Origin of the sequence: Corynebacterium pseudodiphtheriticum DSM 44287 (genome assembly GCF_000688415.1) — a bacterium.
Lineage (GTDB): Bacteria > Actinomycetota > Actinomycetes > Mycobacteriales > Mycobacteriaceae > Corynebacterium > Corynebacterium pseudodiphtheriticum.
Map to the genome: position 1 here is coordinate 83228 of NZ_JIAH01000011.1, position 21960 is coordinate 105187.

The 21960-nt window shown below is 55.5% G+C and carries 18 protein-coding genes; 4 read left to right on the forward strand and 14 right to left on the reverse strand.

Going from position 1 to position 21960, the window contains the following annotated elements; translation table 11 throughout:
• Positions 1 to 2: 2 nt before the first annotated feature.
• From murC to O146_RS0109465, 13 genes are all read right to left on the reverse strand, one after another.
• A complete protein-coding gene (gene murC, locus O146_RS11825; protein WP_231892402.1) occupies positions 3 to 1520 on the reverse strand; it encodes a UDP-N-acetylmuramate--L-alanine ligase in 1518 nt (505 codons plus the stop codon).
• 111 nt (positions 1521 to 1631) lie between these two features.
• Complete coding sequence (locus O146_RS11830) at positions 1632 to 2774, reverse strand: UDP-N-acetylglucosamine--N-acetylmuramyl-(pentapeptide) pyrophosphoryl-undecaprenol N-acetylglucosamine transferase (protein WP_035000767.1); 1143 nt, start codon at positions 2772 to 2774, stop codon at positions 1632 to 1634.
• A complete protein-coding gene (locus O146_RS0109415) occupies positions 2747 to 4291 on the reverse strand; it encodes an FtsW/RodA/SpoVE family cell cycle protein (RefSeq protein WP_244266838.1) in 1545 nt (514 codons plus the stop codon). Before O146_RS0109415 ends, O146_RS11830 begins: the two co-directional genes overlap by 28 nt.
• A gap of 2 nt (positions 4292 to 4293) precedes the next feature.
• Entirely contained in the window at positions 4294 to 5811 is a 1518-nt protein-coding gene (gene murD / locus O146_RS0109420) for a UDP-N-acetylmuramoyl-L-alanine--D-glutamate ligase (protein ID WP_027018305.1), read from the reverse strand.
• A gap of 7 nt (positions 5812 to 5818) precedes the next feature.
• Positions 5819 to 6916 carry a phospho-N-acetylmuramoyl-pentapeptide-transferase gene (gene mraY / locus O146_RS0109425; RefSeq protein WP_021353838.1) on the reverse strand — a complete coding sequence of 366 codons (1098 nt, stop codon included), beginning with the start codon at positions 6914 to 6916 and terminating at the stop codon, positions 5819 to 5821.
• Between the two features lie 74 nt (positions 6917 to 6990).
• Positions 6991 to 8514 (reverse strand): UDP-N-acetylmuramoyl-tripeptide--D-alanyl-D-alanine ligase, encoded by a 1524-nt coding sequence (locus O146_RS0109430; protein WP_027018306.1) that lies wholly within the window; start codon positions 8512 to 8514, stop codon positions 6991 to 6993.
• Positions 8514 to 10100, reverse strand: coding sequence for a UDP-N-acetylmuramoyl-L-alanyl-D-glutamate--2,6-diaminopimelate ligase (locus O146_RS0109435; protein WP_027018307.1), 1587 nt, complete (start codon positions 10098 to 10100; stop codon positions 8514 to 8516). The genes O146_RS0109430 and O146_RS0109435 overlap by 1 nt, the downstream gene beginning before the upstream one ends.
• A gap of 121 nt (positions 10101 to 10221) precedes the next feature.
• A complete protein-coding gene (locus O146_RS0109440; protein ID WP_035000784.1) occupies positions 10222 to 12132 on the reverse strand; it encodes a peptidoglycan D,D-transpeptidase FtsI family protein in 1911 nt (636 codons plus the stop codon).
• A 106-nt stretch (positions 12133 to 12238) separates the two neighbouring features.
• Positions 12239 to 13219 (reverse strand): cell division protein FtsL, encoded by a 981-nt coding sequence (ftsL, locus tag O146_RS12255; protein ID WP_051619383.1) that lies wholly within the window; start codon positions 13217 to 13219, stop codon positions 12239 to 12241.
• Positions 13220 to 13221: 2 nt separating this feature from the next.
• Positions 13222 to 14400: a 16S rRNA (cytosine(1402)-N(4))-methyltransferase RsmH gene (gene rsmH, locus O146_RS0109450; RefSeq protein WP_027018309.1), complete on the reverse strand. Its 1179-nt coding sequence runs from the start codon at positions 14398 to 14400 to the stop codon at positions 13222 to 13224.
• 144 nt (positions 14401 to 14544) lie between these two features.
• Complete coding sequence (mraZ, locus tag O146_RS0109455; protein ID WP_021353831.1) at positions 14545 to 14979, reverse strand: division/cell wall cluster transcriptional repressor MraZ; 435 nt, start codon at positions 14977 to 14979, stop codon at positions 14545 to 14547.
• Positions 14980 to 15439: 460 nt separating this feature from the next.
• Positions 15440 to 15889: a DUF3040 domain-containing protein gene (locus tag O146_RS0109460; RefSeq protein WP_027018310.1), complete on the reverse strand. Its 450-nt coding sequence runs from the start codon at positions 15887 to 15889 to the stop codon at positions 15440 to 15442.
• A gap of 178 nt (positions 15890 to 16067) precedes the next feature.
• Entirely contained in the window at positions 16068 to 16511 is a 444-nt protein-coding gene (locus O146_RS0109465; protein WP_027018311.1) for an SAV_6107 family HEPN domain-containing protein, read from the reverse strand.
• A 213-nt stretch (positions 16512 to 16724) separates the two neighbouring features.
• Between O146_RS0109465 and O146_RS0109470 the strand changes: the two genes are divergently transcribed.
• The 3 genes from O146_RS0109470 to O146_RS11840 are packed head-to-tail and all read left to right on the forward strand — an operon-like array spanning position 16725 to position 19987.
• Positions 16725 to 17294: a GNAT family N-acetyltransferase gene (locus O146_RS0109470; RefSeq protein ID WP_027018312.1), complete on the forward strand. Its 570-nt coding sequence runs from the start codon at positions 16725 to 16727 to the stop codon at positions 17292 to 17294.
• A 48-nt stretch (positions 17295 to 17342) separates the two neighbouring features.
• Positions 17343 to 18455 (forward strand): polyprenyl synthetase family protein, encoded by a 1113-nt coding sequence (locus O146_RS0109475; RefSeq protein WP_081820632.1) that lies wholly within the window; start codon positions 17343 to 17345, stop codon positions 18453 to 18455.
• Entirely contained in the window at positions 18455 to 19987 is a 1533-nt protein-coding gene (locus tag O146_RS11840; protein ID WP_081820633.1) for an alpha-(1->6)-mannopyranosyltransferase A, read from the forward strand. The genes O146_RS0109475 and O146_RS11840 overlap by 1 nt, the downstream gene beginning before the upstream one ends.
• Here the strand turns inward: O146_RS11840 and O146_RS0109485 are convergent.
• Entirely contained in the window at positions 19984 to 20367 is a 384-nt protein-coding gene (locus O146_RS0109485) for an Rv2175c family DNA-binding protein (RefSeq protein WP_051619384.1), read from the reverse strand. The genes O146_RS11840 and O146_RS0109485 overlap by 4 nt on opposite strands.
• Before the next feature lie 141 nt (positions 20368 to 20508).
• Between O146_RS0109485 and O146_RS0109490 the strand changes: the two genes are divergently transcribed.
• On the forward strand, positions 20509 to 21849 hold the full coding sequence (locus O146_RS0109490) for a protein kinase domain-containing protein (protein ID WP_027018315.1): 1341 nt from the start codon (positions 20509 to 20511) through the stop codon (positions 21847 to 21849).
• Positions 21850 to 21960: the final 111 nt, after the last annotated feature.

The window sequence follows — 21960 nt, forward strand, 5'->3', positions numbered from 1 at the left end:
GGTTAGCGCCCGGCCTGATCCTCGACAGCGTGGGGCTTGAGCTCTTCACCATGAGGTTCCACAGCCTCGCCAGCGCTAACCAGCCGCAAATGCTGCAAAATCTCAGGAGCAAGTACGGTCACGGAACCGGCACCCATTGTCAACACCAGATCATGAGGCCCAGCCAACGATGCGACTGTCGCCGGTGCCGCCGCCATGTCTGGTTCATAACGCACCGTGACCGATTCTTCCATGGCGTTGGTAATGATCCTTGAGGTCAACCCTTCCACCGGAGTTTCACGCGCACCGAAGATATCGAGAACCACGCATGCGTCGGCCAGCGAAAGCGCCTGTGCAAATTCTTGATAGAACTCTTTAGTACGCGAATACAAGTGAGGCTGGAAACAAGCAATGACTTTCCCGCCATTAGCCTCCGCTAAGACCTGTTCACGAGCAGCTGTAAGCACCGCCATAACCTCGGTCGGGTGATGCGCATAATCGTCGTACACCTTCGCACCATGCAACGCACCGGAAGACACATCGCCATGGTATTCGAAACGACGACGGACGCCCGCGAAACTAGCAACACCTTCTGCCAATTTTTGCGGGTCCGCACCTGCAGCGGCACCAGCCAACACCGCTGCAACCGAATTCAACACCATGTGATATCCGGGTGTCTGCACTAAATAATCCAACGCAATATCCCGTTGCGCTGCTACAAACTGGTTGTTCTGAAGTGCTACAGCGTCGGGGACACGCACCTGCACCCACACGCGAGTACCGGCGGCCAAAACTTGTGTTCCGGTTACCTCTGCCACCAGCAAATCTGCCACTTCTGGCGCTCTGGTTTGTGAGGAAGTTCCGTACCCCAAAACCGTGATTCCACGACGCGCGCATGCTACTGCCAGGTCAGCGGTGTGCTTATCGTCCAGGCAAGCCACTAACACTCCGTCGTTTTCGATGAGCTCAGCAAAGTCTTGAAAGACCTGGAAATAATTTTCCGGGCTGCCAAAATAATCCAAATGATCCGGCTCTATGTTGGTTACTACCGCGATAGACGGGCGGTAACGAAGTAGCGAGGCGTCGGATTCATCCGCTTCCGCGACAAAAATGTCTCCACTACCGTGATGGGCGTTGGTGCCGGCACGATTAAGCTGGCCCCCGATTGCAAAGGAAGGGTCAGCACCGGCACCCTGCAAAGCAGTAACAGCCATCGACGTAGTCGAAGTCTTACCGTGTGTGCCCGCGATCAGTACCTGGGTATAGCCTTCCATAAGCTCGGCTAGCAGATCTGAACGCCGGATGACTGGAATTCCATGTTCGGCTGCAGCCTGCAACTCCGGGTTTTCTTTCGGAATTGCAGCGAATGAGGTAACCACCACCGTCGGCAAGCTACCCGTTAACTGTAAATTTTCTGCCTTGTGGCCTACTGCGATCTCAGCCCCCATTGAGCGCAGCGCACGCACTGGACGCGAGTCTTTCACATCGGAACCAGACACTTTCGCCCCACGCGCCAAGAGGATTCGAGCCACACCCGACATTCCCGCGCCGCCGATGCCGACTAAGTGCACTCGCGACAAATCAACCGTATCCGGATCAGTATTCAATTCAGCGTGCTGTTCTGACACGACAGTCTCCTAGCTCTGAGATTCTTATGTGCTGCTGGCTTCGTGGCTAGTACCTTCCGCGGAGGTAAAAGGAGAAGGATTAACCGAATTATCGAAAATGATACGCTCAGCTAGTCGCCACGCAGCATCACCTTGTTGGCTGGCAGCAGCCGCGGTGCACATCCGCTGGTAGGTGCCACTATCGCCCAGAATGGAAGACACCTCGTTGTACATCGTATCTGGAGAGAATTTAGCGTCGTCAATCTTACGCGCTGCACCTTCCGCTACCACGGCTTCGCAATTCAAGCCTTGTTCGCCATTACCATGCGGCAGCGGAACATAGACAGCAGGTAAACCGCTAGCAGAGACTTCAGCGACGGTCATCGCGCCGGAACGACATACGACCAAGTCCGCTACAGCCAACGCAGCAGCCATGTCTTCGATATACGGCAGAGACACATAGTGCGGGTGTTCATGCGGTGGCTGGTTTTTCTTTCCATAGGCGTGCAAAATCTGGTAGCCCGCGTCGACAAGCCTGTCGACGCTCCCAGCTACCGCAGCATTTATCGAAGCAGCTCCCTGGGAGCCCCCGGTAACCAAAATGGTCGGCCGGTCTTCGACAAGACCAAAAATCTCCCGGGCCCGGGCGGTTTTTTCGCCGTTCGGATCTCCCCCAGCCAGCTGTGGACGCACGGGAACACCGACGATGTCGCCTGGCATCCCAGATCCAGCAATCGCGTTAAAACCGGTTCCGCCCAGCCGCACCCCCATTTTGTTGGCCATGCCCGCCAAAGCATTGGTCTCTAGGACATAAAACGGAATACCAAGCGATTTCGCAGCTAAATAAGCTGATGCAGAAACGTAACCACCAGTGCCAAACACAGCATCCGCACGGTTTTTCTTCAAAATCTTTCGGGCTTGCCGGATGGAACGCACTACCTTAAACGGCAGTGCAAACAAGTCGGCGTTAATCCGGCGCGGCACCGGCACGGGTGTAATCAATTCCAGATCAAAACCGCGCGCCGGAATGATATCGCTTTCTAGCCCCCGCGAGGTACCTAATGCCAGAACCTGCGCGCCGTAACGGTTTCGCAACACCTCACCAACGGCCAAGGCCGGCTCAATGTGCCCGGCGGTTCCCCCTCCAGCGAGGACAATGGTCAGTGCCGAATCGGTGGTTGACGCCATGTTCCTGATTGGCCTTTCTGGTTCGGGTACGAATTTAGATTATCGTGCATACCGTGTTTCGAGCTTACGGCCGTGTGCGCTGCACGTGTCACACTCCGCGAACGCGACGTTACTGCAGCGCCGAAGCGCTGTTCTGTACGACGCTGCTCCGTCCGTCGACGTTCCGGGCGCGATTTTTCCGGTCCGCGTGCGGGCTGGCGCCGACCGGCGCGCTCACGCGAACGTTGGCCACCAGCTGCGGCGCGAGAAGATCGAACGTCGACAGTTGGTTCTGGAATCATAAACACGCGGTCAAACAACGGTCGCCCATAGCTTTGCATATACGACACTGCTTCCGGCTCATGCCGCGCCACAGAAGCAAGCAGCCCCATGGCACCAAGCGTAACGACGGTTGAGGTACCGCCGGAAGAAATCAGTGGCAGCTGCACACCAGTCATCGGCATCAAGCCAATGACATAGGAGACGTTATAAAACGCCTGTGAGACGACGGTAGCCGTCAACGTTGCTGCCAGCAGCGACTGAAACTGATTTTGGGCACGCATGGCGGTGCGCAGGCCAAAAATTCCCAGCAACACGAACATCATGATGACCAAAACTCCGCCAAACAATCCGAGTTCTTCGCCGATAATGGCAAACACGAAGTCATTTTTGGCTTCCGGCAAATAGAACCACTTAGCGCGCGACTGGCCGATTCCAACACCTGTCATAGAGCCGTCGGCAAGCGACAAGAAGCCCTGGTAAGTCTGAAACGCCGAGCCCCGAGTATCTGAGAAGTTACCCGTGAATGCCCCGAAGAACGTCGTAAAGCGATCACTTCGGTAGCCCCCACCAAGAAAGACGAAAACTAGCCCAACCACAAGGCCGAGGACCGCCAGAGCAATCACCCGCCAGTTAATTCCCGCAAAAAACAGAGTGAAACCGACGATGACGGCGAACGTCATCGCTACGCCCAGGTTTCCTTCGGCAAGCATGGCACCGAAAAACAACACAGAGACCAAGATGTAAATCACAAACGGGTTAGTGAGCTTCACTTCGTTCAGATTGCGCGGTGGTCGTTTGTTTGCCAGACTCAACGCGCCAAACATTGCTACGGCAATACGAGCAATCTCCGACGGTTGCAGGCGAATCGGTCCCAACACGATCCAAGACTGCGAGCCAACCTCATTACGTCCAACGCCAATGCCGGGAACGAAGACCAACATGGTCAAAATGGCTGCGAAAGCTAGAAACCATGGCGTGAGCTTCTTCACCTTAGCAAAAGGCGTGCGCAATGCAGCCCAGAAAACCGCCAGCCCCAACACCACATAAAAGGTTTGCCTTATCGCTTGCGCCCAGACAGTATTGCCTTCAATGACAGACCACGTCATGGTCGCAGAGAACGCCATGACGACTCCGATGCCCACCAACACGAAAATGGAAATACGCAGCATTAAATAATCCAAGCCTGGATGCTTAGGCATGCTGAATTTCCAGTTACGCAATAAACGTCGACGGCGTTGCGGGGTCTGTGTGGCCATAGTTAACCAGAGTAGTCGGATGTGGCACGAGCAAACAGATCGCCACGCTGTGCCATCCCAGAAAACATGTCGAGGGAGGCTGCGGCTGGAGCAAGCAGTACAGTATCCCCAGCACTCGCCTGCTTATGCGCTGCGGCAACAGCCAATTCCATACAACGTTGCGGATCCTGCTCGGAAATTAGCTCTACCGGAATACCCGGCGCTTGCCTGTGCAATGTCTCAGCGATGGCGTGCCTATCAACACCAATGAGCACCACTGCTTTCAGCCGGTGCGCTTCTGCACGCACGAGCTCCTCCACACTGGCTCCTTTTAACTGGCCGCCAGCAACCCAGATAATAGACTCCAACCCAGCCATGGCAGCTTGGGCTGCGTGCGGGTTCGTAGCTTTGGAGTTATCGATATAGTCGATTCCTGCAATAGTGGCGACCACAGCTCCGCGGTGGGCAGCCACCCGGTATCGTGCCAGTCCAGCCGCAATATCGTGCGGTGCCACTCCATAGTCATACGCCGCTGCTGCAGCAGCTCCAGCGTCCAAGATTCCGGCAGCCCCTGGTGGTTGCAAACCTTCGATTTGGGCTAATTCCGTCATGGTGGATTCTTGAGCGTTCTCGCTATCTAGGCCTTCTCCGACTAAAACCTCTTCTGCCAGAACTAAAGCGCGGTCCCGTACTCCTACCTGCCCAGTTATCGGCGCATATTGGGTGAAACCACGGGTGGTCCCAGTCCCGCCGTCCTCGGCTGCAGCATCTCGCTCATCGGAAATGCGGCGCGCTACCGCGTCATCAATGCCCACCACGCGCTTGGCAGCACGCAAAACGGTAGCTTTGTCTGCAGCATAAGCGGCGAAACTGCCATGCCAATCAATGTGGTCATCTGCAATATTCAGCAACACCCCCACATCTGGAATCAGGGTTGGCGCCCAATGGAGCTGGAAACTAGACGCTTCCAGCACCAGGATGTCTACGCGCGGGCGAGCTGCCAGTGCTTCGAAAACAGAAGCACCAATATTGCCGGTGGCCATCGCGCGCTTACCGACGCGCGCACCATGAGCATCCATGATGGAGCTCAGCATCCCAGTAGTAGTTGTCTTGCCATTGGTCCCGGTGACCACTAACCAATCACGGCAGGGCCCATAAACTCCGGCTCGGTCCAACCGGAAACCAAGTTCGACGTCGCCAATGACCTCTAAGCCCGCCCGTTTCGCAGCAATCAATAGCGGCGCATGTGGGGGCCAACCAGGGCTAGTGACGACGAGATCTAAAGCAGCAAGTTCGCGATCATCTTCGAAATCTACTGCAGTAGCTGCAACCGGTATCACCCGTGGTGCGCGGTCTGCAGAGCCATGTACCCCTTTGTCAAGTGTGAGAAATTGTTTCAACTCCTCAGCAAGCGCAGAAGCTGCAGCCAGATTGTTATCGGCGATGATCACGTCTGCGCCGAGTTGCACCAGGGCACGTGCACAACCAGCACCCGAGACACCTGCACCCGCGACGAGCACGCGCTTGAGTTGCGTTTTCATTAGCGTCCTAACCTGTCAGAAGCAGCCATTCGCCGTAGAACAGCGAGGTACCAAAAATCACTGCCATGGCGGAGAGCAACCAGAATCGGATAACCACCGAGGTTTCGGCCCAGCCACCATTTTCGAAGTGGTGATGGATTGGTGCCATACGGAAGAAGCGTTTGCCGGTGGTACGGAAGACCACTATCTGGATAACCACCGATGCTGCTTCGATGACGAAAATAGAACCGATGATAATCATCAACAATTCAGTCCGTGTGGTGACCGAAATGCCAGCCACCAATCCACCCAGGGCGAGCGATCCAGTATCCCCCATGAAAATCTTCGCCGGGGCTGCATTCCACCACAAAAAGCCCAAACTCGCGCCTAATCCTGCAGCGGCCAAAATCGCAATATCGAGTGGATCACGCACCTGGTAACAAGCGGCGTCGACCGCATGGGCGCAAGAATTTCGGAATTGCCAGAAGGTAATCAGCGTGTATCCGCCCATCACCAGTGCGGTGGAACCCGCAGCCAGCCCATCCAAACCATCAGTGAAGTTCACTGCGTTGGACCACGCGGAGATCAGGATATACATGAAGATCACAAAAGCAATCGTTCCGATGATGATCCCGCCGGCTGCGATGTCGAAAGTCTCAATATCGCGGATAAATGACAGATTGGTGGTGCCTGGAGTCAGCCCCTCATCGTTCGGAAACTGCAGCACCAAAACAGCGAAGGCGATCGCTAAAAATAACTGCCCGACGAGCTTGCCGGTCTTATTTAGCCCTAAGTTCCGCGACTTAAACAGCTTGATTGAGTCGTCCATAAAGCCAAGACCGGCGAGGCCAAGCATCAAGCCAAGAACTAATAAACCGGATGCAGTGAAGGAGCCCGCATTAGTCAGCCAGCCGTATATGTTGACCAAGACATAAGCAATCGTGATCCCCAGCACGATCGCGATACCGCCCATGGTGGGCGTACCACGTTTACGCATATGCGAACGTGGCCCATCTTCGCGGATCTCCTGGCCCCGGCCCACGTTGGTAAAATACCGAACCAGCACCGGAGTCGTGAAGATTGCGACCAGGAAGCTGATAACGCCGGAGAGAATAATCTGAGTCACTGGTTACTATTCCTTATGCTTTTTCTCAATACTTTTAATCGAAAGCGCTTCGGTTTACTGCGAGCATCCGCACACTACAGCTCAGAATTCACGAGCTGCTCAGCGACTCGCCACAGCCTCCACGCGTTCGAGGCTTTCACCAAGACAACCACGCGGCGCTGTGCCGAACCTAGGATCTCTTCCACTGTACGCGTCGCACCAGTCACATCCGCAACATGGTGGGTAAGAACGCCTACTTCCTGGGCACCTTCCGTGAGCGCAGCAATATTGTCAGTCTTGCCGACGGCCACAAGCGTATGTACGCCATAGGCTGCCAATTGCGTGCCCAACTCCCGATGCGCAGCAACAGCGTCGGTGCCTAATTCACTCATCTCGCCTAGCACCGCGACGGCCTGTCCGGAATCTTCCAGCTGCGTGTCTTCCAACTGCGTGGTAGTGCCGGCGCTCGCGGCTAAAGCCGCAAGACCTGCGCGCATCGATTCTGGATTCGCGTTATACGCGTCGTTGATGATGGTGACATTCGCACCACGCTGCCTTATATCCATCCGATGCGCGGACACTGCAACGTAATCACAAAGCGTCGTTCCAATGGTTTCCAATGGCACACCGGCAGCAGCAGCCACCGCTGCAGCAGCCAAGGCATTAGCGATCTGATGTTTGCCCGCCACCTGCAACCGAACCTGAACTGGCTGCGCTTCCGGGCTATGGAGCAGGAATGACGCGCGTGCAAGCTCGTCAAGTCTGACATCAGTCGCATAATAATCAGCCTGAGTGTCCCCATTCGCCGAAAACGTCACGATCTTGCCCTGCGTACGCGTGGCCATCTGCACAACAGCGGGGTCATCGGCATTAAGCACCGCGACACCACCTGCGCTAGCTTCCGGCACAGCTTCTATTAGCTCACCTTTCGCTTGGGCGATGGTGTCTTTTGAGCCGAACTCACCCAGGTGCGCAGTGCCCACGTTAAGCACCGCACCGATTTGCGGAGGCGCGATCTCCGCCAACTGTGCGATATGTCCAAGGCCGCGAGCTGAAAGTTCGGTCACCAAGAATTGCGTATCTTCGTGGCAACGAAGCGCGGTATAAGGATGGCCAATTTCATTGTTAAACGACCCCGGGGGTGCAACTGTCGGCCCTGCCGTCGACAAAAGCGCCGCCAACATATCCTTCGTTGAGGTCTTGCCGGCTGAACCAGTCACCCCAACCACGCTGAGCCCCCACCTGCTGGTCAGCCTCGTGACCACAGCGCGTGCAAGTTTCGCGAGCGCAGTTAACAGCGCACGTACGGAACCATCTTCGTCGTGCGCGAACACATAGGCTTGCGAACCAGCTTCAGCTTTGGCCTGGCTAGGCACGATAATCGCCGGGGTCCCTACCGGGCGGGCTGCAAGTGTAACCACTGCCCCTGCTGCATGGGCTTTTTCTGCAAAGTCATGGCCATCGACCTTGGCGCCCGGCAACGCGAGAAACAGACTTCCAGGGTTAATCTGTCGGGAATCAAATTCGACGGTGCCGATAACCTTGGCTTGCGGGTTTGCAACGTTGTCTAGCCGCCCCCCGACAATCTCAGCAATCTCTGCGATAGTCAGTTGAATCATTATTTCGCCCCTTTTCCAGCGAGTGCTTCGGCAAGAACTTTCCGGTCATCAAACTCGTACACCGTATCCCCTACTATTTGCCCAGTTTCATGCCCTTTTCCAGCCACAACGATGGCATCGCCAGGGCGTGCCCACTCGACCAAAAGCTTGATAGCCTGCGCACGATCACCTTCCTCCACCAAATGGGCAGATTCATCCGCTAGGCCAGCCTCCCTGGCTGCTTTTAGCAACTCCGCACGCGCACCCTCCATCATTGCTGCGCGGATCGGTGCTGGATCTTCCGTACGCGGGTTGTCATCCGTGATGACGACATAATCGGCTTGTTCGGCTGCAATCCGCCCCATAATGGCACGTTTCGAAGAATCACGATCACCGCCGCAGCCAACGACCACACCGACTCTTCCGCTGACCTGGCCACGCAGTGTTGCGAGTACCGCCTCCAGCGCACCAGGCTTGTGCGCGTAGTCAACCACAGCCACAAAATCCTGGCCTTGTGCCAACGATTCCATCCGGCCTGGCACAGCAACTTTTTCCACGCCGCGTATAAATGCGCTCAGTTCCGCACCAGCGAGCTTCGCCATTGCACAGGCTAGGGCTGCGTTTGCGACATTGAAGCTGCCCGGTAACGGCAAATCTATCTCTACTTTTTCTCCAGTTATCTGCACATGCACCTGCTGGTTACCGCTCGGCGCAAGTTGCGCAGCAGTGACGACAACTTCGGCGCCAGTGGCCTTATCCACGGCGTTGGCTTGCTGGGAAGAGCTGTCAACGTCGGCAAGATGCGTACGGACTCGCCAGCATTCCTGCGTATTACCTTCTGCAATATCGGCCATCTCTTGGCCCCAATGATCATCGATAACAACTGCTGCATTGCGCGCAGCTAGCTCTCCCCGGAATAACCGTGCCTTCGCCTGGAAATAATCTTGCATGGTCGGATGGAAGTCCAAATGATCCTGGGATAAGTTGCTAAAACCTGCGACCGCAAAACGCGTACCTGTAACCCGTCCTAGTTCCAGAGCATGGGAGGAGACTTCCATGACGACGTGGCTGACTCCCTGTTCCACCATCATCGCGAAAAGCTCTTGCAGCTTTGGTGCTTCTGGGGTGGTCAAACTGGTGGGAACCTTGGTCCCGTTGATCCGCGTACCGGTGGTACCGATGATGCCGACTTTGGCACCGGTTTCGCGCAGGCCAGCTTCTAAAATATAACTCGTCGTAGTTTTCCCAGAAGTGCCAGTTATGCCAATAACCTGCATTTTCTGCGAAGGATGATCGTAGATTTCTGCGGCAATCAGCCCCAACACGCTTCGCAAGTCGTCTATCACCCAGACGGGACGCTGTTCGCCACGGTCCTTGAGAATGCTTGCACCAGCGGTATCCGTCAGGATCGCTGTGGCTACAGTCTTTTCGGCAAATTCCGCTCCATGCGCCCGATTGCCTGGCAATGCGGCAAAGATTTCTCCCGGCTTTATGTGCTGAGAATCTAACCCAATTCCGGAGATCGTGATACCGCTTGTCGAGCTGCTCATAGCGCCAGCAAGCTCACCACCAAATTCTTCCAGCAGTGTGGCCAGTGTTGTGCTCATAGGAACATGCTCCTTGTCTAAAGGTCGGTGGCAAAGTGTTGGTCGGCTAATGGTCGGTGGCAAAGGGTCTATGGCAAAGAATCAGCACCAGTAGTTGGCGTCGAAAAGGCAGACACCATGGTTACGGTGCTTGCAAAGTTAGCTCAGGTGCAGGCGGCGATGGCGGCACATTATCCCGGTCCAGCAACCACGATGCGATCTGGTGGAACAGTGGCCCGGCGCTACCGCCTCCGCCACCACCGTCAAGGACGCCACGCTCTGGTTCGTCTAACATAATGGCGACGACAAAACGTGGATCGTCGACGGGGGCGATACCTGCGAAGGTAATCCAATACGCTGAATTGGAGTACGCCCCGGTATTCGGATCCACTTTCTGGGCGGTGCCAGTCTTACCGCTGATGTTGTAGCCTTCGATGTTCGCATCCGGGGCGGTACCGTTATTCACTCCCACCGGGTCTGCTTGCACGGTGGCACGGAACATGTCGACGACGGTCTTGGCAGTTTCTTTACTTACCACCCGCGTTTTTTCTGGTTCATCGTCGCTAGCTCCAGCCCCATCCGCGTCGTGGCTGTCTTTGACTTTATTGTCGTTGGCTCCGTTACCTTCACCAGCGTTCTTCTTCGCATCGTCTTCCGCGCTGGATTTGATGATGCGTGGTTCTACGCGCTCTCCACCATTCGCCAACGTCTGGAAAACTGAAGCCATCTGCAACGTCGTCCACGACATACCCTGCCCGATTGGCAGATTGGCAAACGTCGAGCCTGACCACTGCGAGCGTGCCGGACGCAGCCCCGAAGATTCGTTAGGCAACTCGATTCCAGTTGTGGCGCCGATACCGAATTTATTCAGATATTCGTCAAACTTGTCTTGCCCCAGTTTTTCCGCCAATTGCAGCGTACCGACGTTGGAAGACTTGCCGAAAATACCAGCAGTGGTATACGGCAACGGACCGTGCGGCCATGCATCATTAACGGTGACATCAGCGATTTGAATGCTGCCAGGCACTGTATGTACCTCATCTGCGGTGGTAATGCCTTCTTCAATCGCCGCAGCTGCGGTAATGATCTTGGCTACAGAACCTGGTTCATAAGGAAACGAGATGGAACGGTTGTCAAAGTGTTTGCCGTCCTCTAATTGTTTTGCGATATCTCCGTTTGGGTCAATCGTATCGGTATTTGCCATAGCCAACACTTCCCCCGTGGTGGCGTCGAGTACTACGGCCTCAGCAGACTCTGCTCGCGAATTGTTTTTGGCTTGTTCAAGTTGCTGCTGCACGAAAGTCTGCAAGTCCAAATCCAGAGTCAACTGGATATCTTTGCCATCGACAGCCGGGGTTTCATCGCGCAACGTCCCAGGGATAACTTGACCATTAGTAGAAACATCTTCAGTGGAGCGACCATTGATTCCCGAAAGGGTGGAGTCGCGAGAAGCTTCCAGGCCGAACTGCCCTGTGCCATCCATCGACACGCGACCAACAATATTTTCGCCGATCGCCCCGTTGGGATATTGGCGGATGTCCTGGTGGTCGGCTGCAACGCCGTGGAACCGTTCAGAAATTTCTGCGGCAATATCAGGATCGACGTTCCGCACCAGTACCTCGTATTGTGTATCGGCACGTAGCTTATCTAGCAGATCCTTCGATTTTAGGTCCTGTTTGTCTTCCGAAGCTTCCTCGATCATCTTCGGGATTTCTCGCGACATCTTCAACAATGTGGCATCGACGTATTCGTCTTTTTGCTCGTCGTCCAGTCGTTCATCTGATTCCAGCTGTGCCTGTTCACGAAGTTCTTTTCGTAGGGTTGTGGGCGATACTGTCAACGATCGTGCTTGCATCGTGTAGGCGATCTGTTTGCCTTCACGGTCCACTACACCGCCCCGCCGGGCTGGATCAACATAAATGCGGGCGCGCTGGTCTTCTGCACGTGCGGAGAGATCTGGCCCCCACACCACTTGCACCCATGCAAGCCGTCCTGCGAGCACCACCGAAAAAACTAGCAGCAGCGCAGCGATAAGCCGGAGGCGTTTATGCATCAGCATTCGCTGTTCCTGGTGTGGCGTGCGTGGAGTCTGCGGTCGTGCCGAACCACGTGGACCGCGCTGAGCAGAAGATGTCACGGTGGGAATGTCACCTTCCTAATTAGCGAAGATTGGGCTGGTACGGCGCCTGTAACGGGACTTGGTTATTTTGCGGGGCCACCGCGTCCGGGTTGGCATCCGGACCGGCTGGTTCAGAGTCCACGGATCCTGGCTCGCCGGCGTGCGGTGCAGGGCTACCCGCAGCACCTTCCGGAGCCGAAGCAGGTCGTTCACCGACCTCAGAAGCTGCGCTTTCTGGAGCCTGTGGTCCGCCAGCATGCGGATACGGAATACCTCGGCGACCTTCCGGAATCGATTCCAGACGATGGCGCAGCTCACCGATACCATCTGGGTCACTGGAGGCCTGCCCCGGGCGAACAGGCTCTCCGTTCACATCAATAATAGGCCGCGTTTCTGACGAAGCTGGGCGATCTTCCACGATGTCGCCATTTTCTTCACGCCGAAGAATTCCCGGTTCCACCGGAATTTGCATACCTTCAGCAACCGCATGGCCTGCTACTTCCGCAGCTGAGCGCACGTTTTCCAAATCGCGATGTAGCGTTTCCAGCTCATTATTCAACTGGCTTTCTTCCGCCGTCAGCACCTGTACTCGAAAGGTCTGTTGGGTGGCAATACCCGACAGCCAGATGGCAAACACGATACCGCCAATCATCATCATGATCGCGAGAACAGACAATCGTGCCCGGGTTGTCACCCGCTTAACCGGGTTAACCCGGCGACCGCGCACGCTGACCACCTGTTGCGATCCCAAACGGTGCGGGCCTTTTCCAGCGTGTGTTGCCTTGTAGCCACCACTGCGCCGCGAGGGGGCAGCGTAGCCGTGGGTACCGTCACCTGGGTGCTGGCGCTCACGGAAGTTATGGGGAACAGAAGATTGCCGTACTCCACCACCGGCACCCGGTTGATTTCCCGAACGGGTGTATTCGGCGCGCCGCGGTAGCGTTGTGGTGCCATTGCTGGTGGTGTTGGCCTGGCTGAAATTCGTGGTACGGCGCTGGCGCTCATCAGTGCTGGTGTACATCTCTAGCTACGACCTTCCGAGTCCACCGCACATGCGGTCTTTTCTTCTTGCAACTTTTCAACGGCGCGCACTCGCACCGATGCGGCACGAGGATTTTCCACGATCTCTTCTTCGCTCGCTTGTTCCGCGCCACGGGTGATAACGCGAAATTTGGCAGCAGTACCAGGCAAATCCATTGGCAGACCCGCCGGTGTTTTCGACTGTGAAATATCGCGGAAGTGCTTTTTGACCAGCCGGTCTTCCAAGGACTGATAGCTCATGAACACCGCTCGTCCACCGTCACGCAGCATGTTCGTGATCATCGGCAACGCATTCTCTATCGCAGCGAGTTCTTGATTAACCTCAATGCGCAGCGCTTGAAATGTGCGCTTCGCTGGGTGTCCGCCACTACGACGCGCTGGAGCCGGAATGGTGGCATACAAAAGCTCTACTAACCGCTGCGAAGTAGAAAAAGGTTGCTTTTCACGTTCGCGCAACACCGCCGAAGCAATTTTTCCAGCGAATTTCTCATCACCATAAGTCTTCAAAACTCGCGCAAGATCCCCGTGGGAATAGGTGTTCAGGATATCTGCCGCTGTGATCGGTGCTGCACTATCCATGCGCATATCCAACGGAGCGTCTGCCTTGTACGCAAAACCACGCTCAAGTTGGTCCAGCTGCATCGAAGACACCCCAAGATCGAACAATGCGCCACTTATACCGGCATGAAAAGCGTCGGCAAGAATCTCAGTGTTTCCAAAATACGCAACGGTCTGGGACTCTGCATTCCAGGTCTCAGCATCTACAAGTTGGGACTTCGGGGCATCGACACCATCGGCATCCGCACTAGACACTGCCGCAGTTGCAACACTGGTAGCCAGTTTGTCTGCGAATTCATCAAACCGGCACTGCACTGCGCAAAACCGATCTCGATACGAGGCTAAACGTTTAGTCGCGGACCGCAGTGCGTTGCTATCTCGATCGAGACCGATCACGCGGACGTCAGGAAAGCGTTGCAAAAAATACTCGGTGTGCCCGCCAGCACCCAGGGTGCCGTCGACAAGAATTCCGGGTGCCCCCGCTGCTTCTACAGCTGGCGCCAAAAGCTCAGCCATCCGATCGCGCATCACTGGGACGTGCCCGTGCTGCGACTGTTCCGAAGTGGATTGTGCTGCGTCCACTGGTTCTGTCGGGTTTGCCATGGCGACTGTCCTCCCCTCGCGCAAAAAGCTCTGTGGTGATGGGGTGTATATAGGGCTCTGTTTGAGGCAGGTTTCTGATGTCGGGGAAGTACACCAGAGGCATCCGCCTCAAACAGAGTCCTTATACACACTCCGTGCGCTGCCTTAGAGAAGGCCAGCCAGCACTTCATCAGCGTCGGCTGCAGAGTATGCAGCTTCGGTCTGTTCTTGGTATGCGGCCCAGGACTCTTTGTCCCAGATTTCGAGAAAATCCACGGAACCAACGACGACGCATTCCTTCGAAAGGTTTGCGTACTCGCGGTGCGCCACTGACAAGGTAATACGACCGTTACCATCTGGCCGCTGCTCATCTGCACTTGCTGCCAAGTTGCGAATGAATGCACGGGCTTCCGGATTGGTACGTGAGACCGCCGCCGCTTTGCGAGCGCGCGCAGCGAACTCCTCCCGGGGGTAGACCGCCAAAGAGTGATCTTGCCCCTTCGTTACCATCAACCCACCAGCAAGTTCATCGCGAAATTTCGCCGGGAGTGTCAGGCGCCCTTTGTCATCGAGCTTGGGAGTGTACGTGCCGAGAAACATTCTCGGTGACCTCCTGTCGCTCAACTCCTCCGGTACACGGGTTTTCTCTGTGCCACCACGTCAGCCTTGCGGATACACAAGACCTGTCATGTCGGCTAAGCCCACTCTACCCCACTTTGCCCCACAATCAACCCCAAACACCACGCCAGAAAGCAACACACCACCACAGATAGAACATTCATGCAGGTAAAACACATGAAAACGGGTGGGAGATTTTTCCAGAGAGCTCAGATTTCCAACACTAAAATCAACCTATCGTGACGTCATTCCACTACCTGCCAGCCTATTTCCCGGCCCTCAACTCGAATTTGCCTATCGGAATACCTGGAAAATTAAACCCTCTAGGAGATTGCACCCAAAGGTGGGGCAAAGTGGGGGATGCACAATGCAAGAAACCCCATGGTGATCACAAGGACCACCATGGGGTTAATAGAGCTATTTACGGGCGAACGCCCCAGGACTAATTCTCATCGAAGCGTGAGCGGAATCGCTCCTCCATCTTGTCCCCCAATGTGCGCTTGCCATCGTTACCACGAGAGGACTTGAAAGCATTAGAAGATTTCCCGCGTGCAGAGGGCGAGGAAACAGTGTTCGTAAGCGAAGCCGACGAAAGCTGACCACTGGAATTTCCATCACCCCGGAGCATCCAAACACCGGCGCCAAACATAACCAAGAAACCGACAATGCTGATAGCGATATACCAAAGACTGAATTGCGCAGCCGCGGCGCCACCGATAACCGCCACCAACCCAACTACTGCGACTCCACGCAAGGTGATTCCCCCACCTTCACCGAAACCAGTGAAGGACGAGTCATCTTCGGAAACTGAAGAGCCAAACTTAGGGTCTTCAGCAAGCAGCGACTCCTCAATCTGACGGAGTGCTTGCTGCTCTTGCTCAGACAGCGACACGGCGATTCCTCCTGGTGGGGCAATTGGCATCCCACACGGCCTGCCAACAGCGCGCATGGACACTTCTCACTTGTTTTCTATCTAATCAACGCCCAGAGTATCGCTATTGTTCCCGGAATTTCTACTTTTGTCTTCGCCCAGCAAACAAGTCGTCCTAGACGTAAGCCCTCAGAAACAATTAAGCCGCACTGCGCGCAACCAGAGCAACAGAAGACACTTCAGCCAAAAATTCCGAAACTAGTTTTATTAGAGAAATGACCTGCAATTGGGAAACCTCCACTGCCTGACCGAGGTCTATATCTCGGCGGATTCCAGAAAATTGCTGAAACCGCTGCGCCCACCGCTCGGCCTCAGCATCAACAAGCGCCAACTGACCCCAAGCACTAGATGGCTTACGCCTCTTGCGCTCCACGGGAGAAAGCGCCACCCGAGCTCCAGCCAGACGCAAACCAGCCATATAAGCAAGCTCAAGAGCGCGCACATCTTCCCCTGCACGGAATTGTTCGCGCGCCTGCTCTACAAGCAACACAGCACTATCCAACAACTTCTGATGACGTACACGCGAGACATCAGCCGTGTGGTTAAATTTAGTTGTTGCAGAAATAACCTGTGACGTCATCATCTACCTCGTTTTCGTTTCCGATTGTTTCGTTTCCGATTGTCTCGTTTATCCAATTACCCCACTGCCCCACAGCAACTTTGCGGACTGCCATCGCTTTGCGCTCTCGCCGCTTTTAGCACTGCATTCAGCGTGTGGAATTTGAAACTACGCCTAGAAACTCACACCCGCCCCAGATTAAACGAAAATTAGTTCGAAAGAATGACGGTGACCTGCATGAAGATTGAATACCGACGCCTATCGCCACAGGAATTTTCTCTTTTGGTGCCCGATTTAGTGAACATCTACTTGCGCGCTATGGACTACCCAGCGAACATCGCCAGCAGTCGAATAAACTCCTGGCGACACGATATTTTTCATCCGGGTTTCAGTGCCATCATTGCAGTCTTCGGAGACACAATCATTGGGGTTGCGTACGGTTTTTTGGGACACCGCGGATATTGGTGGGACAACCATTTACGCGCTTTTCTAGAACAGGCCGGCACCACTGACGAACACCACGAAAAACTCGCCAGCTATATAGAACTGGCTGAACTGCATGTCTTGCCACAGATGCAAGGACACGGCGTCGGCAAGCATCTGCTCACCCAACTGGCCTGGAACCTGCCTGCTGATTATTTATTGCTTTCCACCCCCGAAGTTGCTGGTGAAGCCAATCGTGCTTTTGGTCTGTACCGTTCCTTAGGGTTCCGCGATGTCGCCAGGCACGTCCACTACCCTGGCGATCGTCGCGATTATGCGATTTTGGCAGCCCCACTACCGCTACCTGGAACCGAAACCCAGTAGGCTCACAGGTACTACAAGCTTCCCAACCACCCATGCAAGGACTTTTCCGTGGCATTCGAATTGCGTGATCACAACGAGCCATTGCTACCCCTCGAAGAACTTCCCGGCGCCGTACAGCGTGCACTAGAAGAATTTTTTGCTTCTCGACGTAGTGAGCTCAGCAGTATTGGCACCCCCGTGACGGAAGCCGCCGAATACCTGGAACGCTTCGTCCTCGAAGGTGGCAAGCGAATCCGCCCGCTCTACTTGTGGGCAGGCTTTTGTGGGGCCACCGCAGAATCAACCTCCCTCGAAGATCATGCTGCCGTCATTCGGGCCGCTGCCTCTTTGGAACTCATCCAAGCCTGCGCTCTGATACACGACGACATTCTCGATGCTTCAGAAACCCGACGCGGTAAGCCTGCTGTACACCGGCAGGTCGCACAACGCCACCAAGTGCAGGACTTGCTCGGCGACGGGCAGCATTTCGGGACTTCCGTCGCGATTTTGCTGGGCGATATGGCATTGGCTTGGGCCGATGATATGTTCCACGAATCAGGAATCAGCGCGCACGCTTTAATACGCTCACAAAAACCTTGGCACCATATGCGCCAAGAAGTCATCGGTGGACAGATGCTTGATATTTCCATCGAAGCTCATGCCGACGAATCCCGCGCTTTGGCCGCCAATGTAAACCGCTTCAAAACTGCCGCCTATACAATTGAGCGTCCACTGCATTTGGGGGCAGCTATCGGTGGCGGTTCCGAGGAACTCATTTCAGCTTTCCGCGGATATGGACACGATATTGGTATCGCTTTCCAGTTGCGCGACGATCTACTCGGAGTCTTCGGCGATCCGGCGATCACAGGCAAACCCGCTGGCGACGACCTCCGCGAAGGCAAACGCACCGAGCTTATCGCCCTTACGCTCACCCGCACTGATAAACATGATCAATCAGCAGCGGCCGATCTTCGGAAGCTGCTGGGTAATACTGCTGACCCAGACGAGATCAATCACATGCGAGAAATAATCACCAAGTCTGGTGCAGTTGAAGAAATAGAAAGCACCATCGACAATCTGTATGAGTCTGGGTTAGCACACCTCCATGCGGTACCCCTTGCCGACGACGTGCGGAACAATCTGGAAGCACTTGCGCTCAAAGCCACGAGGCGTCATAGCTGATGACGGTTCAACTGCACGCCCCTCGCCCGTTATGGCTCGGACTAGCCGCAACTGTGCTACTGACTCTCTCGTCCTTCGGTGCGGGTGCTGTCCGAAACCGCGGCGGAATATTACATGACCTCGGGTTGAGTTTTCTCAGCTTCGGCCACGCACGCGGACTCGCAAGCGTAATCTACTGGATAGCGCTATTCTTGCTGGTAACAGCCTGGGCGCTTCTGGGGCGTCAGCTCGTCGAAAAGCAGAAGAGTGATCTTTCACAAACCGGAAGTTCCGTCGGCAAGCACATTGTGGTTTGGGCCGCGCCTCTATTATTCGCAGGGCCGCTGGCATCACGGGATGTGTATTCCTATTTAATGCAGGGCGCGATGCTTCGCGATGGCTTCGACCCTTACAACGACGGTGCGGCAGTCAACCCAGGACCGTATTTGCTGGAGGTTTCCCATGACTGGCGCAATACCACTACCCCGTATGGCCCGCTGCATTTATGGACAGGGGAAATCATTACTGGTCTCGTGGGCGATAACGTCACAGCGGGCATCGTTGTTTACAAGTTGCTATCGGTGTTGGGTTTCGCCGGCATCGTCTATGCGGTACCGCGGATCGCTCAGTACCTCGGTGGCAACCCCGAACTTGCGCTATGGATTGGTGTCGCGAACCCGGTGTTGATTTTGCATCTGATTGGGGGCATGCACAACGAATCAGTGATGGTCGGCCTGGTTTCGCTGGGCCTGCTGTTGTCTCTGCGCAAACGCTTTGTTTCTGGAATTGCCCTGATCGCGGTCGCAGTATCGCTAAAAGCAACGGCGGGAATCGCGCTGCCATTCGTTGTTTGGATGATGCTGCGTCACTACGCCGCGCTGCACGATCCAGTGTGGCGGCGCCAGGTGGCTTTGCTGGTGCTGGGCATCAGTGCGGTTGTAGAAACGATCCTAGTGATTGCAGCGGTCACGCTAGCGTCTGGCTCTTCCTGGGGCTGGCTGACAGAGATAACCGGCAATTCGAAGGTGGTAAACCCTTTGGCATTGCCAACGCTGGTAACCGACGTGCTCGTCAGTGGGGTTTTGGGGCTCGCCGATATCGACCTCACCTATAACCAAGTTTTGACACTAACTCGAACAGTTGGCTCAGTGCTCATGCTGACTGGGTTGGCGGTTACCTGGTTGGTATTCCGAAAAACACAGCGAGCCTCTGTACATGGAATTGCCGCGGCGTACTCCGTCGCGTTTGTCGCGAACTCAGTCACCCTACCCTGGTATTACGCCTCACTCATCTCGTTAGTTGGGGTGGGGCGCCCGCCAATGTGGGTATGGAAACTAGCGACGGGCGGTTCGGTGTTTATCGCGCTCGGCTTTGCAGCAGGGGGAAACCACCAATTTTACAACCTGGTATGGGTATTGGCGACGGGCGCTGTTGCCTGGGCACTGACCATCCTGGTATTCCCACTCGGAACCCGAGTTAACTATCCTGGTAATACCCCTGGCGGGGCAAGCGCTAACGAAAGCGCACCCCAGAAAGCCCGAGCACAGTGCTAAAATGCTAGAGCCTGCGCGCGGCGAATAACCTCCCGCGCCAGGTGCCCGTGCAGCGCGTCAATCGGACGGCCCGGCAGAGTCTCATCAGCGGTAAACAGGTGTGCGAAAATCTCGCTGTTACTAAACCCTCCGTCGGAAAGCACGGTAATCACGCCAGAGACATGTTTGCTGATCGCGCCCTTGTCATTAAAAAAGGCTGCTGGGACATAGCGGTGGCCTTCGAGCTCTACCGCGATGATCTGCTTTGCAGACAATAAGTCATGCACACGCGTGATGCGCAGCCCGAGTTTTTCTGCAACCTGCGGCAGCGTTAGCAGCTCATCGTCGGCAAGCAACTGGGCTAGTGCTCTTTCACTCAACTGTTCTTCATTATCCAACACCCCACCACTCTACTACCCAGGCCGACGATCGAAGCGCGTAGCTAAGAATTTCAGCTAAGAGTTTCAGTTAAGAGTTTCACTGACAAGATTTTCCCGCGCCCTGTACACACTTATTCCGGCTCATCAGTCATACTGGAAACCATGACAAGGCTGGAACCAGGTGAGGTACTTGAGGACCGCTACCGCATAGACCGCACGATTGCTCGTGGCGGCATGTCCACCGTCTACCGCTGTCTAGACCTCCGGCTTGGGCGCGCAGTCGCAGCAAAAGTCATGGATGGCGATTACCTTGACGATCCTATTTCCAGGGACCGTTTCACCCGCGAAGCTCGCGCAATGGCACAACTGCGCCATCCCAATATCCTGGGCGTTTATGATTTTTCTTCCGCGGGCGAACACATCTTCTTAATCACAGAGCTGATAACCGGCGGTACTTTAGGTGAACTCTTAGCCGAAACTGGCCCCTTGGATCCGGCCACCGCCACGGTTTTGCTGCGCTCCGTGTTGCAGGGCCTGGTGGTGGCGCACGACAAAGGCCTGGTGCATCGTGATATCAAGCCCCACAACGTGCTTATCGACGCCGATGGTGGCATCAAACTCGCCGATTTTGGTTTGGTGCGGGCGATGAACAACCCACAGAAAACCTCCAACCAAATCGTCGGCACTGTCTCGTATATTTCCCCAGAACAGGTCGACGGTGGCCGCATCACACCGGCAACCGACGTGTACTCCGCCGGAATCGTATTGTTTGAGCTATTAACCGGCAAGGTTCCCTTTGAGGGGGAAACTTCCCTCGGCCGGGCGCTCGCTCGCCTGCATAATGATGTTCCAGCGCCATCAGATCTGATCGATGGTATCCCGCCGCTATTTGATGCATTGGTAGCCTCGGCAACCACCCGCAATCCCGACGAGCGCTTCCGCGATGCACAAGAATTTTTGGATGCTCTGGACGACGTCGCCAGTGAGCTCCTACTGCCGCACATCGCCGTGCCCGTGCCCGAGAATGCTGCCGCGCATCGGGCTGCAGTACTAGCACCATTCGCAGAATCTCCGCTCCCCGAAGCTACTGCCCATTTACCTGTGATGGACGAAGCTTCCGGGGCACCGGCAGCTAGCGATTCCGAGCGCGAAGAAGCACCGGAAACGCTAGCCGACGGCACCATTGCTGACTCCGCCGACATCGCCATTCCGTCTGTATCCGCTAACCCGGGAGCCGTTGAACCAGCAATCGCAATGCCTACACCAGCAGCGCCTTCAGCACCTATTGCACCAGTTACTGGACCAAGACCGCCCGCAGCCCCGGCGATGCAACCACCTGCGTCGGCAAGCCCTGCACCAAAGGAAAAACCGCTCAGCAACCGCTCTCGAGTAAAGCTGTTTCTGGTGGTTTTCTTGATGGCATTGGCAACCGGAGCCGTCGCTGTAGCCAGCTGGTGGTTTGGTTCGGGTGGCTACGGTTATATGCCGCAATTATGGCTCTGACGTTCCGCGTGGTGCGCTGTGCTCCGCCATGGAAGCTCAAATACACACATTCCTGCTTTTAGTTGCCGAATACGGAGCACGGCAGCAGTATCACGTCGCGCTCCTACAGCA